This is a genomic window from Chryseobacterium sp. R2ACT005, assembly GCF_049949215.1.
GTDB lineage: Bacteria > Bacteroidota > Bacteroidia > Flavobacteriales > Weeksellaceae > Chryseobacterium.
In genome coordinates, this window is sequence record NZ_CP188192.1 from 354236 (window position 1) to 376329 (window position 22094).

General features: G+C 37.9%; 19 protein-coding genes and 1 tRNA gene. 7 read left to right on the plus strand and 13 right to left on the minus strand.

Annotated features, from left to right (window positions below):
• Positions 1-3: 3 nt before the first annotated feature.
• Genes ACPF63_RS01635 through ACPF63_RS01650 form a run of 4 tightly spaced genes read right to left on the minus strand, consistent with a single transcriptional unit; the run spans position 4 to position 5968 of the window.
• Complete coding sequence (locus ACPF63_RS01635; protein WP_426481771.1) at positions 4-1269, minus strand: TolC family protein; 1266 nt, start codon at positions 1267-1269, stop codon at positions 4-6.
• A complete protein-coding gene (locus tag ACPF63_RS01640; RefSeq protein WP_426481772.1) occupies positions 1259-4354 on the minus strand; it encodes an efflux RND transporter permease subunit in 3096 nt (1031 codons plus the stop codon). Before ACPF63_RS01640 ends, ACPF63_RS01635 begins: the two co-directional genes overlap by 11 nt.
• A gap of 26 nt (positions 4355-4380) precedes the next feature.
• Positions 4381-5481 (minus strand): efflux RND transporter periplasmic adaptor subunit, encoded by a 1101-nt coding sequence (locus ACPF63_RS01645; RefSeq protein ID WP_426481773.1) that lies wholly within the window; start codon positions 5479-5481, stop codon positions 4381-4383.
• Between the two features lie 4 nt (positions 5482-5485).
• A complete protein-coding gene (locus ACPF63_RS01650; protein WP_426481774.1) occupies positions 5486-5968 on the minus strand; it encodes an MgtC/SapB family protein in 483 nt (160 codons plus the stop codon).
• Between the two features lie 404 nt (positions 5969-6372).
• Here ACPF63_RS01650 and ACPF63_RS01655 point away from each other — a divergent pair, with 404 nt between their 5' ends.
• The gene (locus ACPF63_RS01655; RefSeq protein WP_426481775.1) at positions 6373-7224 is read left to right on the plus strand and encodes an EamA family transporter; all 852 of its coding nucleotides are present in this window, start codon (positions 6373-6375) and stop codon (positions 7222-7224) included.
• 12 nt (positions 7225-7236) lie between these two features.
• Here ACPF63_RS01655 and ACPF63_RS01660 read toward each other — a convergent pair whose 3' ends face one another.
• Both ACPF63_RS01660 and ACPF63_RS01665 read right to left on the minus strand, forming a co-directional pair.
• Entirely contained in the window at positions 7237-8598 is a 1362-nt protein-coding gene (locus tag ACPF63_RS01660) for an ATP-binding protein (RefSeq protein ID WP_426481776.1), read from the minus strand.
• A gap of 42 nt (positions 8599-8640) precedes the next feature.
• Positions 8641-9330, minus strand: a complete 690-nt coding sequence (locus ACPF63_RS01665; RefSeq protein WP_426481777.1) for a response regulator transcription factor — start codon at positions 9328-9330, stop codon at positions 8641-8643.
• Positions 9331-9431: 101 nt separating this feature from the next.
• Here ACPF63_RS01665 and ACPF63_RS01670 point away from each other — a divergent pair, with 101 nt between their 5' ends.
• Both ACPF63_RS01670 and ACPF63_RS01675 read left to right on the plus strand, forming a co-directional pair.
• Positions 9432-10094: a YiiX/YebB-like N1pC/P60 family cysteine hydrolase gene (locus ACPF63_RS01670; protein WP_426481778.1), complete on the plus strand. Its 663-nt coding sequence runs from the start codon at positions 9432-9434 to the stop codon at positions 10092-10094.
• A 159-nt stretch (positions 10095-10253) separates the two neighbouring features.
• On the plus strand, positions 10254-10565 hold the full coding sequence (locus ACPF63_RS01675) for an NIL domain-containing protein (protein WP_047386542.1): 312 nt from the start codon (positions 10254-10256) through the stop codon (positions 10563-10565).
• Positions 10566-10835: 270 nt separating this feature from the next.
• On the opposite strand, the gene murA is transcribed toward ACPF63_RS01675, so the two are convergent.
• Together murA and ACPF63_RS01685 are read right to left on the minus strand one after the other, a co-directional pair.
• Positions 10836-12143, minus strand: coding sequence for a UDP-N-acetylglucosamine 1-carboxyvinyltransferase (gene murA, locus ACPF63_RS01680; RefSeq protein WP_047386545.1), 1308 nt, complete (start codon positions 12141-12143; stop codon positions 10836-10838).
• Positions 12143-12820 (minus strand): DUF4290 domain-containing protein, encoded by a 678-nt coding sequence (locus tag ACPF63_RS01685; RefSeq protein WP_077419093.1) that lies wholly within the window; start codon positions 12818-12820, stop codon positions 12143-12145. Before ACPF63_RS01685 ends, murA begins: the two co-directional genes overlap by 1 nt.
• Before the next feature lie 187 nt (positions 12821-13007).
• On the opposite strand from ACPF63_RS01685, the gene ACPF63_RS01690 reads away from it, so the two are divergent.
• Positions 13008-14447, plus strand: a complete 1440-nt coding sequence (locus tag ACPF63_RS01690) for an alpha-amylase (RefSeq protein ID WP_426481779.1) — start codon at positions 13008-13010, stop codon at positions 14445-14447.
• Between the two features lie 209 nt (positions 14448-14656).
• On the opposite strand, the gene ACPF63_RS01695 is transcribed toward ACPF63_RS01690, so the two are convergent.
• Both ACPF63_RS01695 and ACPF63_RS01700 read right to left on the minus strand, forming a co-directional pair.
• On the minus strand, positions 14657-15067 hold the full coding sequence (locus ACPF63_RS01695; protein ID WP_077419095.1) for a thiol-disulfide oxidoreductase DCC family protein: 411 nt from the start codon (positions 15065-15067) through the stop codon (positions 14657-14659).
• 4 nt (positions 15068-15071) lie between these two features.
• On the minus strand, positions 15072-15539 hold the full coding sequence (locus tag ACPF63_RS01700; RefSeq protein ID WP_077419096.1) for a heme-binding domain-containing protein: 468 nt from the start codon (positions 15537-15539) through the stop codon (positions 15072-15074).
• Positions 15540-16001: 462 nt separating this feature from the next.
• Between ACPF63_RS01700 and katG the strand changes: the two genes are divergently transcribed.
• On the plus strand, positions 16002-18281 hold the full coding sequence (katG, locus tag ACPF63_RS01705) for a catalase/peroxidase HPI (RefSeq protein ID WP_426481780.1): 2280 nt from the start codon (positions 16002-16004) through the stop codon (positions 18279-18281).
• Positions 18282-18371: 90 nt separating this feature from the next.
• On the opposite strand, the gene ACPF63_RS01710 is transcribed toward katG, so the two are convergent.
• A complete protein-coding gene (locus ACPF63_RS01710) occupies positions 18372-18509 on the minus strand; it encodes a hypothetical protein (protein ID WP_426481781.1) in 138 nt (45 codons plus the stop codon).
• Positions 18510-18763: 254 nt separating this feature from the next.
• Positions 18764-18834, minus strand: a tRNA-Gln gene (locus ACPF63_RS01715).
• A 374-nt stretch (positions 18835-19208) separates the two neighbouring features.
• On the opposite strand from ACPF63_RS01715, the gene der reads away from it, so the two are divergent.
• Together der and upp are read left to right on the plus strand one after the other, a co-directional pair.
• Positions 19209-20519 (plus strand): ribosome biogenesis GTPase Der, encoded by a 1311-nt coding sequence (der, locus tag ACPF63_RS01720; protein WP_077419113.1) that lies wholly within the window; start codon positions 19209-19211, stop codon positions 20517-20519.
• Positions 20520-20681: 162 nt separating this feature from the next.
• The gene (upp, locus tag ACPF63_RS01725) at positions 20682-21332 is read left to right on the plus strand and encodes a uracil phosphoribosyltransferase (RefSeq protein WP_426481782.1); all 651 of its coding nucleotides are present in this window, start codon (positions 20682-20684) and stop codon (positions 21330-21332) included.
• 1 nt (position 21333) lies between these two features.
• On the opposite strand, the gene ACPF63_RS01730 is transcribed toward upp, so the two are convergent.
• A complete protein-coding gene (locus tag ACPF63_RS01730) occupies positions 21334-22020 on the minus strand; it encodes an alpha/beta fold hydrolase (RefSeq protein ID WP_426481783.1) in 687 nt (228 codons plus the stop codon).
• Between the last annotated feature and the right edge of the window lie 74 nt (positions 22021-22094).

A 22094-nucleotide genomic window follows, 5' to 3' on the forward strand; every position in this document is an offset into this window, starting at 1 on the left:
CAGCTAAAAATGTATATCCCAGATCCCAGCCTTCCTTTCAAGTTCGATCAAAGCGGCTGCATTATCTGCAAGGGCCTGGTAATACTCTTTTCTTACGTTGTTATACGTTCTCTGGGCATTCAGAACTTCAAGGATAGAGCTTTCCCCTCTTTTGTAGCTGTAGGTAATTCCTGCCAAAATACTTTGTGCTTCAGAAAGCATTCCGTTATGAAATTGTCTGAGCTGTTTTTGCGTTGCTGTATATTGCTGATAAGCCTGCATTACTTCAGCCTTTATGCCTTGTTCGATCTGTTTGTATTCAACCTCAGCCTGGGAATGTGCCATTTCTGCTATTTTCAATCCTGCATTTCTTCTGTTGGAAAACTTCAAAGGAATACTAATACCCATTTTTACAGCATTTACGGTTGGAGATGGAGCAATTTCATTAGTCGCTTCGGTATGTCGTTCTGCTCCGGCACTGATGCCTAAATCTATCATACGATTGGCTTTTTCCAGATTGATCTGACTTTTGGCAACTTCTGTATTTTGTTTGGCTGCCAATAAATCTGCTCTTTCGTTTAACGCCTGAAGAATCAGATCATCAATACTGAAATCTCTGTTGAAGGCATTAAAATCCCCGGCAACATCTCTTCCTGCTATTTTGCTGTCTCCAAGAAATACTGATAAACTGGTGAGAGCCTGCTCTTCTGCACTTTCAGCCTGATATACTTCATTGAGCAAAGAAGCCGCTTCCAGCTTACTCTGTTTGGACGTAACTAATGATATAGTTCCTAATTTGTAACGGATACTGTCGGATTTTGCCAGCTGCTGCATATTTTCATAAGAATCCTGCTGTACCTCAAGCAAAGCTTTGGATTTTAGAGCATCAATATATCCTAAACTGGCATCTGCACGGAGATTCCTGAAAAAATCCTGCAATTGTATTTTGCTTAGCTCAGATTGGTTTCTGGCGAGATTAACCCGGGCTTTTCTTTTGCCGCCAAGTTCAAGTGTCCAGCCAATGGAAGCTCCATATACATACCCCATATTCTGCTTCACTCCGTTATTGGTAGTTTCCATTTCCAGTTGAGGATCAGGAAACATACTGGCAGTCTGGATGGAAGCTTCAGCCATACTTACATTGTATTTCTGGGAGGCATATCCAAGATTTTTATTTCCAACAAGACTCAGGTAGTCTTCAAATTGTAAAAGTTCTTTTTCCTGTGCCTTCATACCTGTTATACTCAACAATACTACAGATAATATGATAATATGAACTTTAATTTTCATCTGATTCTAAATTTTGTTTTTCATTACGTCGTTCAGCCATAAAATAAATAGCCGGAAGCACGAATAGTGTTAAAATAGTAGAGAACATCAACCCATAGACAATTACTGTTGCCAGTGGACGTTGTACATCAGAACCGATTCCTGTAGCCAATGAGGCAGGGAATAATCCGATTACTGCAACCGTTGCCGTCATCAGTACAGGTCTGAAGCGGCCTTTTGCTCCTTTGATGGCAGCCTGTTTCAGCTCATATCCTTTCTTACGCAGATCGTTGATATGAGAAATCATAATGACTCCGTTCTGAATGGCAACTCCGAAGAGTGCGATGAATCCTACTGCAGAAGACACATTCAGAGACATTCCCCGGATATTGAGTGCCAGCATTCCGCCAAATAAAGCTAACGGAACAATTGACATCAGAACCAAAGCCTGTCTGAAATCTCCAAATGCACCATACAGCAACAAAAACATAATTGCCAATGCTAGCGGAACAATAAATGCTAACCTTGAATACGCTCTGTTTTGATTTTCAAACTGCCCACCCCATTTGATCTGGTATTTCTCATGATCATATTTGATGTCTTTTTCAATTTTATCCTGTGCTTTTTTCAGGAAAGAAGAAAGATCGGTACCTCTTAAATTCAGTTTTACGGTAAGGTGGCGTTTGTTCATTTCTCTGGTAATGGTACTTTCACCTGTACTTAATTTTACTTCTGCCACCTGAGAAAGTGGAATTTTCGCTCCGGAAGCTGAGGTCAGCATCAGGTTTCCTATTTTGTCAGGAGTGTCACGGCTGTCTTCCGTATAACGGCAGGAAATATCATATACTTTATTACCAATAAAGATCTGGGAAATTGCTTTTCCTCCCAATGCCACTTCAATAAGGTCGGCAACATCTGCTACATTCAGTCCATACTGAGCAATCTTGTCTCTGTCTGCAATAATCTGCAGCTGAGGTAATGGAGGTTCCTGATCAATGGCAAGATCTGCTGAACCCGGAATTGTATTTAGGGTTGATAATACATTTTCTGCAATACGCCTTGTTTCCTTAAAATCTTCTCCATACACCTTTACCACCAGTTCACTGTGAGCCCCTGAGATTTTATCCATTACTCCGTCAATCATAGGTTGTGAAAAACCTATGGTGAATCCCGGCATATTTTTATAATCTGCTGCCAATTCTTTGATGAGATCTGCTTTTGTTTTCCCGGCCGGCCATTTGCTGTAAGGTTTTATCCCGATAGAGACTTCAAAGTGTGAGGCAGTCCACGGATCTGTACCATCATCATTACGGCCTGCCTGAATCATCATATAAGTAATTTCAGGATGTTTCAGAGTACGGACACGCAGCGTATCACTCATTTCTTTTGATTGGGCTAAAGAAATTCCGGGAGGTAACTGTACCTGCAGCCATATAGAGCCTTCATCCAGTTCGGGAAGAAAATCTTTTCCTACATGATAGGAGAGGATTCCGGCAGATACGAGAACAATCATAATAGGGATGATAACTCTTTTAGGAGTCTGCATTATTTTTTCAATGCTCTTTCCATAAGCAGTGCTTAGTTTTTCCAGCCATTTATTGTGATAAATCTTCTGTGGTTTTCGATAGATCACGTAAGCCAATCCAGGGATCAGAAGCAAGGCTACAGCAAGTGCTCCCAATAGGGCATATCCAACAGTAAAAGCCATAGGGGTAAATAATTTTTTTTCTACTCTTTCAAACGCAAACAAAGGCAGATAGGCAGTAATGATAATAATGGTTGAAAAGAAAATAGGCTTTGCTACTTCAATTACTCTTTGGGTGATTGTTTTTTCTTCCAGTACTTCTTCCGGGTTTTCTTCTCTTTTCCTCAGAATGGTTTCCAGCATAACGATTGCTCCGTCTACAATGATCCCAAAATCAATGGCTCCCAGTGAAAGAAGGTTGGCAGGAATATTCGTAAAATGCATCAGTATAAAAGCAAATAATAAAGAAAGTGGAATAGTTATCGCCACCAGTAATGCTCCCCGCCAGCTTCCAAGAAATACAATCAGTACGATAATAACCAATACAATTCCTTCAGTAAGCGTATGAGAAACTGTAGTGAGTGTTGTTTTTACAAGGTCTGTTCTGTCCAGAAAAGGATGAATCTTTACTCCGGGTGGCAGTGTTTCGTTATTCAGTTCTTCGATCGCTTCATGTACTCCTTCCAGCACCTGTGAAGGATTTTGCCCTCTTAATAAAAGGACAATACCTTCTACGCTTTCAGAATAATTACGTTTTCGGTCTGTGTAGCCCAGAATTCCTTTTCTTTCCAGATTTCCGTATTTTAATGTTCCTACATCATTCAAAAAAACAGGAACGCCATTTTGGGTTTTGACTACAATTTTTCCAAGATCATTTAAGTCTTTTACCAAACCTATTCCGCGGATGACATAAGCGAGGTTTCCGCGGGAAAGCATACTCCCTCCGGCACTCACATTGTTTTTGGAGATTGTTTCGGTAACTTCTGACAGAGATAATCCGTATTGTTCAAGCTTATGGGGATTCAGTTCGATCTGGAACTGCGTGGTAATTCCTCCAAAATTGGTAACATCAGCAATTCCTGAAATCTGTTTAATGCGTGGGATGATCACAAATTTTTGTAAATCCGTCAATTCCCGCAGACTGTGGTTGTTACTTTCGATTATGTAACGGTATACTTCTCCAATGGGAGAGGTGAGGGGATCTAGTCCTGGTTGTGCATCGTAAGGAAGCTCTACATCCGTCAGTCTTTCCTGAATACGCTGTCTTGCCCAGTAATCGTCTATCCCATCATCGAAAACCATTGTAATAATGGACAGTCCAAAAGTACTTTTGCTTCTCATCACATGCATTCCGGGAAGTCCGTTCAGAGATCTTTCCAAAGGAATGGTGATTTGCTGTTCTACTTCTTCAGCGGCCAGTCCCGGAACCTGTGTTACCACCTGCGAGGTTACATCAGCAATATCAGGATAGGCTTCTATGGATAGTCTGGTCCAGGAATAATACCCGAAGAATCCCAGTAAAAGAAAGAGAGCAAGCATCAGCCATCTCTTCTGTATAGAGAGTGTTAATAATTTCTTCATAGTTTTTGATTTCGCATCATTTTACATTATTTTGCATCCAGCATATAAATTCCCCCTTCAGTCATGATGGTTTCTCCGGGTTTTAATCCTGAAGTGATTCTTACTGTTTTCTGATCAGTCTCTCCTGTTGTCACTGAACGTTTTACATATTGACTCTTGCCTGTTTTTACCCATACATATTGGAAGTTATCCTGCTGCATCAAAGCGGTTACGGGAATCATCACTGCTTTTGCAGGAGTCGTGGAGAAGTTGACCGTAGCATACATGCCTGGTTTTAATTTTCTGTCTGGATTATCACATTCAATAAGGACTTTTATACTTCGGGTATCTTCATCTACAATTTCATTGATGTGATATACTTTTCCGGTAATATTTATGTCCGGATACGCACTTACTTTTACAGAAACCTGATCTCCGGTATTCACAAAGCGGATGTCCTTTTCTTTTACATCACCGGAAATCCAGACTTTGGATAATTCTGCAATGATCATTACCGGATCAGCATCTCCTTTCAGATATTGGCCGTTTACAATTTTGTTGGAAATGATCTCTCCGCTGATGGGAGCTCTTACAATAAGAGGACTTCCTATACCTCCACCTTTACTGTTATAGACTTTCAAGGCAGAAGAAGCATTGGAGAGGGATGTTTTTTTATTTTTAAAATCCGTTTCCGCTTCATCCAGCTCCTTCTGAATACCTACGCCATGTTTTACGAGATCCTGCTGGCGTCTGTGATTTTTTTCGGCAAGCTGTACATCATTCAGGGCATCCGTATAATCTTTTTGAACCGAAAAATAATATGAAGAAAGAATCTCAAAAAGAGGACTTCCGGCAGAAATATGTTGTCCAAGCTGAATAAATGATTTTGTAATTCTTCCGGAAAAGGGACTGGCAATTTCTGCATAATGATTAGGAATTGCCTGAATAGTTCCCGCTGAAATTACCCCATCGCTGTGTTCCTGTTCGGTAACAACCTGTGTTTTAATTTTTTTGAAAACGGGATTGTTTTCCGGAACAGTTACCTGGTTACCTTTTATCATTATTTCCGGTTCTTTATTTTGTTGAGGTGTATTGTCTTTACAAGAGGCTGCAAAGAGAATAATACTACTTAAGATTATCTTTTTCATGATCTTAATACAATTGAGTGCTGTTACTGATTTTTACTTTTTCGTTGTTATTTTTCTTGGTACTGAACCATTTTTTGCTCCTTGCTTCTTTATGAGAAGAGAGAGTAGGTCTAAGGAATATATTGGTAGAGACAATAAAGAAAACTGTGATGAGGGCTTCTGCAGGATATCCCAGGGCACATAATGCGCCTATGGCCGCAGAACACCATAATGTGGCTGCTGTATTTAATCCTCTTACGGTAAGGCCGTCTTTCATGATAACGCCGCCGCCCAGGAAACCGATTCCGCTGACAATATAAGAGGTGATTCTTCCGGCTGCATCGCCACCAATTCTGATGGCAATCAATACGAATGCTGCAGAGCCAATGCAAACCAAAGTATTGGTTCTGAGTCCTGCATTTTTTTTTCGCCACTGTCTTTCAAAACCTATACCGGCACCCAGGCAGAATGCAGTCAGTAAACGAAGGGTAAATTCAAATGTATTCATAACTTTTCCTGTTTTTATAAAGCGTTGCAGCTGTACGGGAAAAGTGAGTACAACTAAAGCTTTTAAGATTGATAACTACTGTAAGGATCTGAGTCCATATGCTTTATTTTTTACTGTGCAAAAGTAGAAATGCCTGCCTTTTTTTACCGTTAGAAAAGCTTTAGAATGTTATTAGAAGATCATTAGAGAAAATCATTTCTGCTTTTTTAAGTTGATCCTGAAAGAGTCAATTATTGATTAGACCCTATTAATAAGAGTAAACTGTACCCATTGTAAAAGATAAAATTTCAATACATTTGGGGCAGGCAGTTTTACATGATGAATTTCACGATTTATCATGTAAATAAAAGTGTGTTTAATCGCGGAAATTTCTTTCCAAAATCTTTTGAATTATATATTTAGAAATGAAAAAATCAAACATAGCGATACCCGCTACATTGTTAGCGATCATATGTGTACAGGGAGGAGCTTCCATTGCCAAGCAGCTTTTTCCTGTCATTGGAGCTATTGGAACGGTTACTTTAAGAATTGTACTTTCAGCTGTTTTGCTTACGTTGATTAACCGTCCGAAATTTTTGCAGTTTGACAGACAAAAATGGAAATACTGTGCGATATACGGAATAGGTTTGGCAGCGATGAATCTTATTTTTTATATGGCGATTCAAAGAATTCCTTTGGGGCTGGCGGTTACTGTGGAATTTGCGGGACCTTTATTTCTTGCATTAGCTTTGTCCCGTAAACTGCTGGATGTTGTCTGGGCTTTGCTGGCCTGTGTGGGAATCCTGCTGATTGTTCCGTGGCAGAATGATCATGTTGATTTGGTAGGACTTGGGCTTGCCTTTCTTGCAGGGATGTTCTGGGCTCTTTATATCATAATGGGTGGAAAGGTTTCGAAAATAATGGACGGAAAAGATGCCGTGACTACCGGAATGATATTTGCGAGTATGGTGATTATTCCTTTTACAATATGGGATGGTGCGGTTTTCAATCTTACTCCGGCTATTTTTGTAAAAGGGCTTGGGGTTGCTATCCTTTCAAGTGCTTTGCCATTTTCATTAGAGATGATGGCTTTGAAGAGACTTCCTGCAAAAACTTTCAGTATTCTGATGAGTCTGGAACCTGCATTTGCAGCGCTTTCAGGATTGGTTTTTCTTGCTGAAGAATTATCTTTTTTACAGTGGATTTCTATTACCTGTGTAATTGCAGCCAGTATTGGAACTACAGTTTTCAATAAAAAATCTCTTTCTCACGAATAAGTAATAGAGAAATTAAATGATATCAAATATCACGGTAAAAATAGTATCATTATGATCTGATACGACTGTAATTTTTGCGTGGTGAAGGAGAATAATTTTCTCAGTAAGGAAAAGCCCTATTCCATGTCCTTTCTCCGGTTTGGGTATTTCGCTTCTGTAAAAAGGTTTAAAAATATGTTCCAGATCTTCGCTAGGAATCATGTTTCCTTTGTTGGTAAAACTAATCAAAAGGATTTTCGCATTGCTTTTGACATCTATTGAACATATGTGTTTTGGTGAATATTTACAGGCGTTGTCAATAAGATTATTAAAAGCGACCTGCAGAAGATATTCATTTCCCTGGATGACCAGTTGATGCTCTTCTAACGACTCATCTATATTTAATGAAACTTTATATCCTGAACTTTCTTTTATGATTTTGGTGTAAGATTCCAGAAGAACTTCATCAAGACGAACTTCGGAAAAACTGATCTCGTTAGGATCATAACTGGCTTTAGTGAGATCCATCAAACTATTGGACAGTTTTACCATATTTCGTGCATCTTCAAGCGCATATTGAATGGTTTCCTGATATTCTTCTTTGGTTTTATCTTTTTCAGAAGCCAGCTCCAGTTCGGTAATAATAGCAGCCAAAGGTGTTCTCAGTTCATGGGAAATGTTGGATACGAAATGCTTTTGTGAATCAAAAGAGTTCTCAAGTCTTTCCAGCATTCCGTTGAAGTTTTGAGCAAGCTCATTAAGTTCGTCTTTCTCTTTTGTTGTTTTAAGCCTTAATTGTAGTTTTCCGGCCGTGATTTTTTTAATCTGAGTGACCATTTCACTGAGCGGATTCAATGCTTTTTTGGAAAGAAATATTCCGGCCAGATAAATTAATATTAAAATACTGAAGAAAGAGATAATGCTGATGGTAAGAAGATGAGTGAGATATTCATATCCATATTGATCATAAGCTGCAGCGGTTACCGCATAAGTTTTTCCCTCATAATGATATACCATTCCGATCACCTGCAAATCGTTTAAAAAGAAATTGATTCTCTTTTTCTGGAATATCTGGGAAAGCATTTCCGGGGTTTCCTTTACATAATCCACTTTGGCATCATCATGATAAACGAGCTGCTTATTAATATCATAAATCGCTACCTGAACTTCATTTAGGGTTCTGGTATTGTTTTTATAAAGCTTGTGCATTTCCTGCTCCGGCAGTGAACTTCGGAAAAACAGATCTGCTTTGGCAATCGCTTCATTTTGAAGCTCACTGTAAAAAGATTTTTCTCTGGCTTCTTTGGATGAATAATAAATCGAAACGCTGTAAACACTTAAAAGCATTGCAGTGATTAAAGTAAAAAGCAGCGTAAGTCGGGTTCTTATTTTCATCCTGATATTTTTAGTTTATCTCAGTGATTACTGCACAAAGCCTTATTCATAGTCTTTTTTCAGGATAAATCCCATGCCGGCTTTGGTGTGGATCAGCTTAACTTCAAAATCTTTATCAATTTTTTTTCGGAGATAATTAATGTATACATCAATAAAATTCGTTCCTGTGTCAAAGTGGGTTTCCCACACTTTTTCTGCAATTTCACTTCGGGAAAGAACCCTTTCGGAATTTTCCAGCATGAATTTTAAGAGGTTAAATTCTTTCGGAGTCAGTTTTATTGGAGTATGATCTCTGCGTACCGTTTTCTGCTCCAGATTCATTTCAATTCCTTCATAGGTAAGAACAGACACTTTTTGCTGCCTCTGTTGTGAAAAGCGTTTCAGAAGTACTTTGATCCTTGCTGTCAGTTCGCGCATTTCAAAAGGTTTGGTAAGATAGTCATCGGCCCCGGCATCAAATCCCTCCAGTTTGTCATCAGTAGTCCCCAGTGCAGTCAGCATAATTACAGGAAGATTCGGTTGTAATGCTTTGATTTCATTACAGAATTCAAGTCCGTTTTTTTTAGGCAGGACAATATCTGTGACTACCAGATCAAAATTGGTCTGCAAAGCCAGTTTCAAACCTATGATTCCGTCATATGCTACGGTTACCTCAAATTCAGCTTCCTGAAATCCTTTTGCAATCAGTTTTGAAAGTCTGTCATCATCTTCAACTAATAAAATATGTGGCATAAGAATCTGTGAAATGTTTGGGTTGATGTGAAGAATAGATCAATATTCCCACAAATGTAATGATTTCTATTTTGTAATTTTGGCACCGAAAGTATAATCAAATGTCTGAATTTAGAATTAAAAAAAGAAAAAATACTGTTGTTGGGTTTTTGTTCTGTCTGATGTTATTATTGATACAGTGCAAAAATACTTATTCCGGTAATGTACTGCTCAAAAATGGAGATCTGCTTTTCGTAACGGCTAAAGAATCGGGGCTTTCCGGTGCTATTAATAATGTGACTCAAAAGCAAAAAATAGCTTCATTTGATCACATAGGAATTCTGGAAAAAGATGGTAACAAAATGTTTGTTTTGCATGCTGCACCAAAAGGAGGTTCTCAGAAACAGGATCTGAAAGATTTTATCAAAGACCAGAAAGAAGATGGGCAGGAGGTAATTGTTTATCGTTTGAAGACCGAATACCAGAAAATAATTCCTGAAGCTGTTGAAAAAGCGAATTCTATGCTTGGAAAACCTTATAACTTCAATTACATCCTGGATGAAAATTCATATTACTGTTCAGATTTCGTTGAAAGAGCTTTTAGGGCAGAAAATATTTTTAAACTGGAGCCCATGACATTCATTGATCCTAAAACAGGAAAAACGAATGCATTCTGGGAAGAATTTTATACCAGGAAAAATCTGAAAGTCCCTGAAGGAGAGCCTGGTTGTAACCCCAATGGACTTGCTGGTTCTGATAGATTAGAACGAGTAGGGAGTTATTAAAATATTGAGAGAAGCTGAAGAGGCTTCTTTTTTTTATGTTAAAATTTAAAAAATATTAGTCTACTAATTTGGTGGACTAATATTTTTTTATATTTTTGTCACAGATTTAAATGCAGAACGCAATATGATCTTAGAAGTTTAACCAAAAAATGTTTAGCGATGATTACACCTAATCCGGGCCTGCAGGTTTTACAAAATAAAATTAACCTGCCTAAGAAAGAATTGTTATTGGAAATAGAGTTGAATGGCAAAATGAAATTTGAACATTTAATGAATACCATCTACAATCAATTTGGGATCTGTCATAGAGTGCTATCCGCTAATGTAGAGTATGTGAATGGATATAGTTTTGGTTCAGTGCAGTTATATATTAATGTCAGTTCAGAAGATTTTCAGCAGCTTGAAATCTATCTGAATAAAAATAAACTTATGAATACGACGGTGGAGTATATCTGCAGAAAGTATTTTTAAGTGAGATTCATATAGTTTTAATTACTCAAAGTGTCCGGTACTTTTACCGGACACTTTTTATTTTTTATTAAAAGCAGATATAAAAAAAACAATAATTAATCGGTACAGAATTGAGGTTGCCTCAAAAGTGTCATTCTGAACGAAATGAAATGTAGTGAAGAATCTCATGTATTTGACTGATAATAAGATTCTTCCTTCGTCAGAATGACAAAAGTCAAACAAAAAAGCGCTCAGATTGCTCTGAACGCTTCCATATTAAATAAAATAATTTTAAATTCTTTCGATATCAGCACCAATTGCTTTCAGCCTTCCATCGATATTTTCATATCCTCTGTCGATTTGTTCGATATTATGGATAATAGATTTTCCTTCTGCAGAAAGTGCTGCAATAAGAAGTGCATTTCCGGCTCTGATATCCGGGGAAACCATCGTTGTGCCTCTTAGAGGAGCTTCCTGGTTCAATCCGATTACCGTTGCTCTGTGTGGATCACATAAAATGATCTGAGCTCCCATGTCAATTAATTTATCAACAAAGAATAATCTGGATTCAAACATTTTCTGATGAACCAGAATACTTCCTTTTGCCTGAGTAGCTACCACTAAAATAATAGATAATAAATCCGGTGTAAATCCTGGCCAGGGAGCATCTGAAATAGTAAGGATAGATCCGTCAATAAATTTCTGAATTTTATAATGTTCCTGAGCAGGAATATAGATGTCATCACCACTTTGCTCAAGTTCGATTCCTAATTTTCTGAATGTATTAGGGATGACACCAAGCTGGTTCCAGTTTACATTTTTGATGGTAATTTCAGATTTCGTCATGGCCGCAAGACCAATCCAGGATCCGATTTCTACCATATCCGGAAGCATTGTATGCTCCGTTCCTCTCAGATAATCTACTCCTTCAATAGTAAGAAGGTTAGATCCGATTCCTGAGATATTGGCTCCCATTCTGTTCAGCATTTTACACAATTGCTGAAGATAAGGTTCGCATGCCGCGTTGTAGATTCTTGTTTTTCCTTTTGCCAGAGCTGCTGCCATTACAATATTAGCTGTTCCGGTAACAGAAGCTTCTTCCAATAAAATGAATTTTCCTCTTAATTCTTTAGCTTTTAAAGAATAGAAATATTCCTCTTCATCATAATTGAATTCAGCACCCAGTTCAACCAGTCCCTGGAAGTGAGTATCCAGTCTTCTTCTTCCGATTTTGTCACCTCCCGGAGTCGGCATATAAGCTTCTCCATAGCGGGCAAGCATCGGGCCCATCAGCATAATAGATCCACGCAGTTTTGCGCCGTCTTTTTTGAACTCGTTAGATTTTATATAATCAAAATTTACCTGATCAGCCTTGAAAGTATAATCTCCTTGTCCGTTTTTAGTAATTTTTACTCCAAAATCTCCAAGAATTTCAATCAGTCTGTTTACATCATGAATATCCGGAATATTTTTGATTCTTACTTCTTCGTCCGTAAGGAGAACCGCACATAAAATTTGTAGAGCCTCATTCTTGGCTCCTTGTGGAGTTATTTCGCCCTGCAGTCTTTTTCCTCCTCTTATCTGAAATGTTCCACTCATTACTTCCTGTTTTTATGATTGTTGTTGTTATGCCTTCTCTTGTTAGGCTGGTTATTGTTCTTATTATTGCTGTTGTTACTGTTCCTATTGTTGTTATTGTTATTATTTCGGTTGTTGTTATTGCTGGTGTAATAGATTTTACTTTTTTCAAGTGAATCTATTCCCGTAAGGTCCAACCTGTTTTCAGACAGTTCTTTCAGGTGGCGGAAGATAACATCGTCCGTCACATGTTCTTTATTATAGACATTATAAGACTTCTTCATATTGTTGGCAATCACTTCGATAAGGGCCTCTTTTTCATCACCAGATTCCAGTTCGATTGCTTTTTCTATCAATTGAAGAATACTCTTTCCGTAAAACTTAAAGTCACCTTGAAGTTTTGGATATTCCATTCTTTTAGGTTTTTCTGCCAATTGTTCCGGAGTTGGGAACGGATAAGGAGAATCTACATCCAGATCATGATTAGCAAGAATAAAAAGATGGTCCCAAAGTTTATGTTTATAATTTTCCTCGTCGCGAAGTTGTGGGTTTCTCTGACCCATAAAATCGATGATTGCCATAGCCATTTCATTCCTTTCCTCTTTGGTAGGAAGTTCTTTGCAGCGCTCAACCAACTGTTGTATTATTCTGCCATATTCCGGCATATTAAGCTGAGTTTTTTGGGTATTGTATTCCATAGTATGCAAATATATGGATTAAAAGAAAAATTGTTTCGAGAATCTGAAAAATTTATGATTTTTTAATGAAAATTTTAAATGGCTTTCTTCTTGATTTATTATTAAAAATTAAAATATTTCCCATTCGTTTGAATTTGTTTTCAATAAAATTGTATCTTGTTTAATAGATTGATAATTAATTATTACGATGAAAAAAACATGTTTTTTCCTTTCCCTATTGGCTTTAGCACTGGTTAGCTCTTGTCAGAACAGGGATGAATTGATTACGGAGACTTCCGGGCAGGAAGAAGTTCATAACAAAACTGTGAATGTCACTCATCATGACGGCTGCCCTTTCAGTACCGGAAATGATTCCGGATCTATGCAGGGGAAGTTTATAGCAGGGCCAGGTGGAGGAGTTTTGATGCAGGGCTTTTATTGGGATGTTCCTGAAGGGGGCAACTGGTGGAACACTGTTAAAGATAAATTAACTGCATGGTCCGATGCCGGAATTGGTGCAGTATGGCTGCCTCCAGCTTCAAAAGCGCAGAACGGAGCTTACTCTATGGGATATGATCCTACAGATTATTATGATTTTGGAAATTTTAATCAAAATGGAAGCGTGGAAACCCGTTTCGGATCAAGAACAGAACTTGAAGCACTGATTACAAAAGCGCACGCAGAAAGTATGCAGGTGTACGCAGATATTGTGATCAATCATAATAGTGGCGGACAATCCGAAGCCAATCCTTTTACCGGAACGAATACCTGGACTGATTTCTCAGGCGTTGCTTCCGGAAAATTTCAGAGAAACTACAATGATTTTTATAAAAATGCCTACGGAAACAATGATGAAGGAGCTTTTGGTGGATTTCCCGATCTGTCTCATGCCAACCCTCATGTACAGGACTGGCTTTGGGGAAGAGACGATTCTGTTGCCAAATATTATAAGAATGTGATGAAATTTGATGGCTGGAGGTTCGATTACGTTAAAGGTTTCGGTCCTTGGGTTGTCAATACCTGGAATTCTAATGTAGGCGGATTTTCTGTTGGTGAACTATGGGATTCAAACGTAAATACATTGGAGTGGTGGGCCAATAATGCGAATAGCTCTGTATTTGATTTTGCCGCCTATTATAAAATGGACGAGGCATTTGACAACGGAAATTTGAATGTTCTGAATGATGATATGATGTGGAAAAGAAATCCATACAAAGCAGTCACTTTTGTAGCCAATCACGACACAGATATTATTAACAATAAAATGCCGGCCTATGCCTATATCCTGACTCATGAAGGATATCCAACCATTTTTTACAGAGATTATGAAGAATGGCTGAACAAAGAAAGACTAAATAACCTGATCTGGATTCATAACAATAAAGCTACCGGAACAACTTCTATTCTGTATACCGATAATGATGAATATATCGCAAGACGAAACGGATATAATGGAAATCCCGGGCTGGTTGTCTATATCAATACATCATCAAGCTGGCAGGAAAGATGGGTAGAAACCAATTGGAGCAGCCAGCAGATCAAAGATTTCACCGGACACTCAGGCTGGTATCCTACAACTCAGGGAGATAAATGGGTGAAAATTCAATGCCCGCCAAACTCTTATTCTGTGTGGTCACTGAATTTATAAGTAATAAGTAATAAGTAATAAGTAATAAGTAATAAGTAATAAGCGGGTGATAGAATTATTTTTATAATCAATCCCAGTTTGTTTACTTATCCATCAAGTTTGTCATTCCGTAGGAATCTCCGCAACACATCATTTTAATGTTAGGTTGTCTGGTTTTTCTTACGGAATGGTATTTTATATAATCTGAAGGAAATTGTATATAAGAGAAACTACACCTGAATAAACTTTTTCTTCTGATGCTGATCCGGTAAATAACACTTCTGATTGGCCAGTTTCATCCTGTTTCTGGAAATAGTATCATATACTTTGTCGCTTAAAAAAGCAGGTATAATTTTTCCAATAAAGGAAAGTTTATAAACTCCTCCCAATAAGTTAGCGATTTCCAGTACTGCCCTTGATTTGATTTGATAATACCGTCCGGGCTTCCATAGATACATGGTATTGAATATATTAGTTTCCAGGCCTCTTTCGGATAAAAATTGTTGCCCGAAATCAGACTGTAGAGAAGCAAACATGAATTGGTCTTTCTTGTCACGCTCCAAAATCCACTGTACCCAGAAATTACAGACTCCGCAATCTCCGTCAAAAAACACAATATGTTTATTTTCCCAGTTTTCCACGACTTTATTTATTAAACATGATTCTTCTTTCGGTATCTTCTTTTACTTTTTTAAAGTATTGGATAAGTTCTGCACGCTGTTCATCCGAGAGTTTGGCATTCTGATGTCCTAAATAATAAGACTCAAGCGGCATTTCTTTTTTTTCAACCATTTCTATAGATTCCTCCAGTTTATGAAGCTGTCTTTTAGGTTCATATACTGCAAAGGTAGAAAAATTAAGATGTTTCCTGCCTTCATTAATATGATTTTTTACCCACCATGAAGCCGGGGAAATATTGGTATACCATGGATATGCTGTTTCATTGGAATGACAGTCGTAACAAGAAGTTCTGATGGTACGGGCAATTTTTTCCGGAGTGTTTTTAATCTTAAGAAAATCCATGCCGGGTGTAGGAGGCGGATTTGTTTTGTCAATAGGAAAAAACTGAATGATGATAAAAGCAACAAGAATGATAACAATTATTTTTTTCATAGCAGGTGTTTCATGTTTGGTAATGATAAAGGTAGTTAATTTATTTTTAGTGAGATAAAATCGGAAGCTTTAAAAGTGAGGTTGGAGATGCTTTTAGAAGTTCTTGAAATAGCTCGTTTCTTTCAATTTTAATAAATATTAATCAAATATTTTCCGGCAATCATCAAACTTTCCTCTTCAAGCTTCCTTTTTTCCTTTTTCCATAAAATTCTTACGTTGAGTAATTCTAAATTGAGCCCTATACAGCTGTTTTTATTTAAGTTAATCTGAAAAATGATTAACTTAATACCACAATTTTGTCTTAATTCTCATGCAGTCGGAAAGATATGTTTATAGTTTTTAACTATCGTTGAAATAAAAATTAATAGATTGTATTTATTGTCCAAACGTTGTAGGTTTGTCATATTCTTACAACAGAGAATTTAAACTGTATTAATCAATATAAAAATAAAATAAACGACAATGGAAAACGATTTGAATGACATCAGTAAATGCCCGTTTCATAACGGAACAATGAAGAAGAGTGTAGCAGGCGGTGGAACCCAAAATTCTGATTGGTGGCCGGATCAGCTTAGAGTAGATCTTCTGCGCCAGCATTCTTCCCTTTCAGATCCTATGGACAAAGATTTTGACTATGCCAAAGCATTCGAAACCCTGGATCTGGAGGCCGTAAAAAAAGATCTTCATGCATTAATGACAGATTCCCAGGACTGGTGGCCGGCAGATTTTGGTCATTATGGTCCTTTATTTATCCGTATGGCCTGGCACAGCGCAGGTACCTATCGGGTAGGAGATGGTAGAGGCGGAGCAGGGGCTGGCCAACAGCGTTTCGCACCCTTAAACAGCTGGCCGGATAATGTAAGCCTTGATAAAGCGAGAAGATTATTATGGCCGATTAAGCAGAAATATGGCAGAAATATCTCCTGGGCAGACCTTTTGATTCTTACCGGAAATATTGCCCTTGAATCAATGGGCTTCAAAACATTTGGATTTGCAGGAGGACGTGCCGATGTTTGGGAACCGGATTCCGATGTATATTGGGGATCAGAAAAGACGTGGTTGGGAGGTGACTTACGTTATGCCCACGGTTCAGAAGGAGTTGTAGAAGGACATTCAGTAGTTCTTCCTATTGATGATAATGCAGACGGAGATATTCATTCAAGAAACCTTGAAAATCCATTGGCAGCCGTACAAATGGGACTTATTTATGTAAACCCTGAAGGTCCGGACGGAAATCCAGATCCTATTGCTGCCGCTAAAGATATCCGTGATACTTTCGGCCGTATGGCAATGAACGATGAAGAAACGGTTGCTTTGATCGCCGGAGGACATACTTTTGGTAAAACCCACGGGGCTGGTCCTGCAGATCATGTTGGCAAAGAACCTGAAGGAGCAGGAATTGAACAACAGGGATTAGGATGGTCAAGCAGCTATAAATCCGGAAGTGGTAGAGACGCTATTTCCAGTGGTCTGGAAGTAACCTGGACAGAAACGCCGACTCAATGGAGTAATTATTTCTTTAAAAACCTTTTTGAAAATGAATGGGAATTGACAAAAAGTCCTGCCGGAGCTCACCAATGGGTAGCAAAGGATGGTGCTGATATTATTCCTGATGCATTCGATTCTTCTAAAAAGCATAAACCAACAATGCTTACAACAGACCTTTCATTGAGACTGGATCCTGTTTATGAAAAAATTTCAAGACATTTTTACGAAAATCCTGATGCATTTGCCGATGCCTTTTCAAGAGCATGGTTTAAGCTTACACACAGAGATATGGGACCGCGTGCCCGCTATTTGGGGCCAGATGTACCACAGGAAGAACTGATCTGGCAGGATCCTATTCCGGAAGTGAATCATGAACTGGTTGATGGAAATGATGTGGAAGCATTAAAATCAAAAGTTTTAAATTCAGGATTAAGCAATGCTGAACTGATATCTACAGCCTGGGCTTCTGCTTCTACTTTCAGAGGAAGTGATAAGCGTGGGGGTGCCAATGGAGCCAGAATAAGATTGGAACCTCAAAGAAACTGGGAAGTGAATAATCCTTCACAGCTGAATAAAGTATTAGGAGTATTGGAAGGAATCCAGAAAGAATTCAACGATTCTCAAAACGGAGGTAAGAAAATCTCTTTAGCTGATCTTATTGTTCTGGCTGGTAATGCTGCAGTTGAAGTTGCTGCAAGAAATGCAGGACAGGATGTGAAAGTTCCATTTGCTCCGGGAAGAATGGATGCTTCTCAGGAACAAACCGATGTAGAATCTATGGGATATCTAGAGCCTATTGCCGATGGATTCCGTAATTACCTGAAAAGAAGATTTACCGTATCTACAGAATCTTTACTAATAGATAAAGCCCAACTGTTAAGTCTTACAGCTCCGGAACTTACTGTATTAGTAGGAGGTATGCGTGCTTTGGATACCAACTTTGATGGTTCAAAACATGGTGTATTTACCAGCCGTCCGGGAGTTCTTACCAATGATTTCTTCGTGAATCTTTTGGATATGGGAACTCAATGGAAAGCTATGTCAGACGATCAGCAGCTTTATATGGGAAGTGCTCGTTCAACCGGCCAGCCAAAATGGACGGCTACCCGAGCTGATCTTGTTTTCGGATCCAATTCCGAATTGAGAGCGATTGCTGAGGTATACGGAAGTGCCGATGCACAAGGTAAATTTGTAAAAGACTTTGTGGCAGCATGGACGAAAGTGATGAATCTGGATAGGTTTGATCTGGTTTAATCTTTTTTAATCATATAAAATAACAGGCTGTCTTGAAAAGGCAGCCTGTTATTTTATACTGTTGACTATGAAGGTCAAGAGAAACTTTATTTATTGGTTTCTTTTTAATTTAATAATTTCTTCTACTAACAGTGGAATTACGTTTCTTGCCATAGCAATGAAATCCTGAACTTCAGGTTTTATTGAAATGAATTCTATATCATAGTCTCTCTTTTCTTCTCCAGTCATTATAAAACTGGATCCGGAATCGAAATCTCTGCCTTCAATATATGATGTCCATGGAGATGGGGGTAGCTTTATTACATACTTCCATGATGTTTTTTAATTCTGATTCTGTCATTTTACTCAGTTTTATTCGGATTTTTTGAGTGCTGGATTAAAAAAATAGGTCTGTTCTGTCGTTATTCGTGATCGGGATTACAATTTAAGAATTTGTCATAAAGATATAAAAAACAAAAACCATCCTTAAAAAGGATGGTTTGTAGACCCACAGGGATTCGAACCCCGACTGACGGTACCAAAAACCGGAGTGCTACCGTTACACTATAGGTCTGTTTCTATGTTGCGAAATTATAGAATTTATTTTAAATATGAAAATCAAAATTAAAGATTAATTAACATAATACATAGGCAATTGCTTTATGTATTGATTGCCAAATAATTATTTTCTGATAAAAATCTTCAAAAAAATATGCTTTAGCCTGAAATAGGAGACTCACAGATGTTGTCAGTTCAATTTTAATCTTAACGAACATGATATTTTATCCGGTGAATAGCAACTTCCAGCCTTCTTCTTCCAGCTCCCATCCTTAAAAGCTTCGTTAAATAATAAAATCTTATCTTTGCAAAAAATTGGGCTCCAAAAGTTGGAGTAACCCATTAATAACATATCCTGAGCATAAGCAGAAGGATTATTAAACATTTTTTATGTCAAATATTGTCGCAATCGTTGGACGTCCCAACGTAGGAAAATCCACGCTTTTTAATCGTTTATTAGAAAGAAGAGAAGCTATTGTAGATTCTACAGCCGGTGTTACCAGAGACCGTCACTACGGAAAATCAGACTGGAACGGAGTAGATTTTACTGTAATTGATACCGGAGGTTATGATGTAGGTACAGATGATATCTTTGAAGAAGAAATCCGTAAGCAGGTACAATTGGCTGTAGAAGAGGCTACTTCCATTATCTTTATGATGAACGTGGAAGAGGGACTTACTGATACAGATTACGAAATTTACAGTTTATTAAGAAGATCCAATAAACCGATTTATATCGTTATCAATAAAGTAGATTCTGCAAAAGAAGAACTTCCGGCAACAGAATTCTACCAGTTAGGAATTGATAAATATTACACTCTTTCTTCTGCTACCGGTTCAGGAACAGGAGAAATCTTAGACGATATCGTTAGAGACTTTCCAACAACAGAATATAAAGATCCTTTCGAAGGATTACCTAAAATCACTATTGCAGGCCGTCCGAACGTAGGAAAATCTACAATGACAAATGCTTTATTGGATGTTGAAAGAAATATCGTAACGGATATTGCAGGAACTACAAGAGACAGTATCCAGACTTTATATAACAAATTCGGACATGAATTTGTATTGGTAGATACTGCAGGGATGAGAAGAAAATCTAAGGTAAACGAAGATCTTGAATTCTATTCTGTAATGAGATCTATCCGTTCTATCGAGTATTCTGACGTAGTAATCATTATGGTGGATGCTACACAAGGATGGGAATCTCAGGATATGAACATCTTCGGACTGGCTCAGAAAAACAGAAAAGGAATTGTAATCCTTGTGAATAAATGGGATTTGATTGAAGACAAGCAGACCAATACAATGCGTGATTTTGAACAATCAATCAAAGATAAAATCGGTCAGTTCCAGGATATTCCAATCCTATTTGTTTCAGCTTTAACGAAGCAGAGAATCTTAAAGGCTGTAGAAGTAGCCATGGAGGTTTATGAAGACCGTAAGAAGAAAATTAAAACTTCAAAACTGAATGAAGTAATGCTTCCAATCTTCGAAAATACGCCACCACCTGCATTGAAAGGGAAGTATATTAAAATCAAATATTGTGTTCAGCTTCCTACGCCGTCGCCACAGTTTGTGTTTTTCTGTAACCTTCCACAGTATGTGAAAGAACCTTATAAAAGATTTACTGAAAATCAGTTGAGAAAACAATTCGGATTTACCGGAGTTCCGATTGAAGTATATTTCAGACAAAAATAATAAGAACAAGTGTTCATTGGAAACTCCGGCAAGCGAAGCTTGCCGGAGTTTTTTATAAAATCAGATCAGAGTTTCTCATTTAGCCCAATCTTTCAATTCGTTTTTTAGTTGTAATTTTGTAGGAATTAATGTCAATTAACTGAAATTAAAAATAAAATTTTCATGCTTACTATTTTATCGCAAAACTTTTCTCTTGTCAATGAATGGATTAACGAACTTAGAAACGTTAATATTCAGCATGACCGAATGAGATTCAGAAGGAATATGGAAAGAATCGGGGAGATTGCCGCTTTTGAAATAAGTAAAGGTCTGGAGTACAGAGAAGTTGAAATTCAAACTCCTTTAGATACAATTAAAAGCAGGGAAATTGCTGTACAGCCTGTTATTACAACTATTTTAAGAGCCGGAGTTCCATTGTTTGAAGGAATTCTGAACTATCTCGACAGAGCCGACTGCGGTTTTGTAGCTGCCTACAGAAAACATGATGCCAACGATTATTTCTCAATCAAGCAGGATTATCTGACTTGCCCAAGCATCGAAGGCAGACCTTTGATTGTAGCAGACCCAATGCTGGCAACAGGAGCTTCTTTAATTGAAGCAATCAAAGACCTGTTAACCAATGGAAATCCAACCCAGCTTCATATTGTTGCAGCCATTGCATCAAAACAAGGCGTTGAAACCATTCAGAATGCCTATCCTGAAGCTCATATCTGGGTAGGAGCTATTGATGAAGAGTTAACACCAAAAGGTTATATTACTCCTGGTTTAGGAGATGCCGGAGATCTTAGTTACGGAGAAAAACTTCAAAGATAATTTAAGAAAGATTCCAGAAATCTTTTATTAAGTTCAACAATAGACTTGGTCGTACTTTATCCAGTGGATGTTTTGTGTCTGGAAGTACGGCCAGTTTTGCATTCGGAAGACTTCTGTAAACCCTGGAGCTTTCTTCGAGAGTTACCATATTATCTTTATCTCCTACCATGATTTGAATGGGAATATTAATCGCTGCAAGATTATTTTCCAACGGAGGATTTTTACCTAAATCAATCATCAAATCAGCAATTGCAGGAAGAAGCTGCTTCCATTTTGATCCATGTTGTGATTCTAAAACCTGAGCATACTGTGGAATTTTCTCAAGAATGACATCAGGATTAAGCATTTTACTTTCTTTTAAAGCCTGCTCCTCAGTCCAGTCAAACTTTGTTCCCAGCGTTATAATAGAATTTACATTTTCAGAATTCTTCATCGCGTAACAGAGTGCTGCATAACCACCCATACTGTGCCCGAAAATAGATACATCTGTCAAATTATTTGCTTCGCAATATTCTGATAGCTCCTGAGTGTACTTTTCAATACTAATACCCTCTGCCGGAAGTTCCAGATCTCCATGTCCTGAAAACAAAGGAGTGTGTACCGTAAAATACTGAGATAAAGTTTTCAGATAAGGCGTGAAAATGTCGCTGTGACCTAAAGCTCCGTGTAATAAAAGCAGATGTGGCATAGTGGTTTAGTTTCCGGAAAATTAAGAAAAAGATTTGAACGATAAAAATGGCGGGTGATTGAAAGGTTTTACAT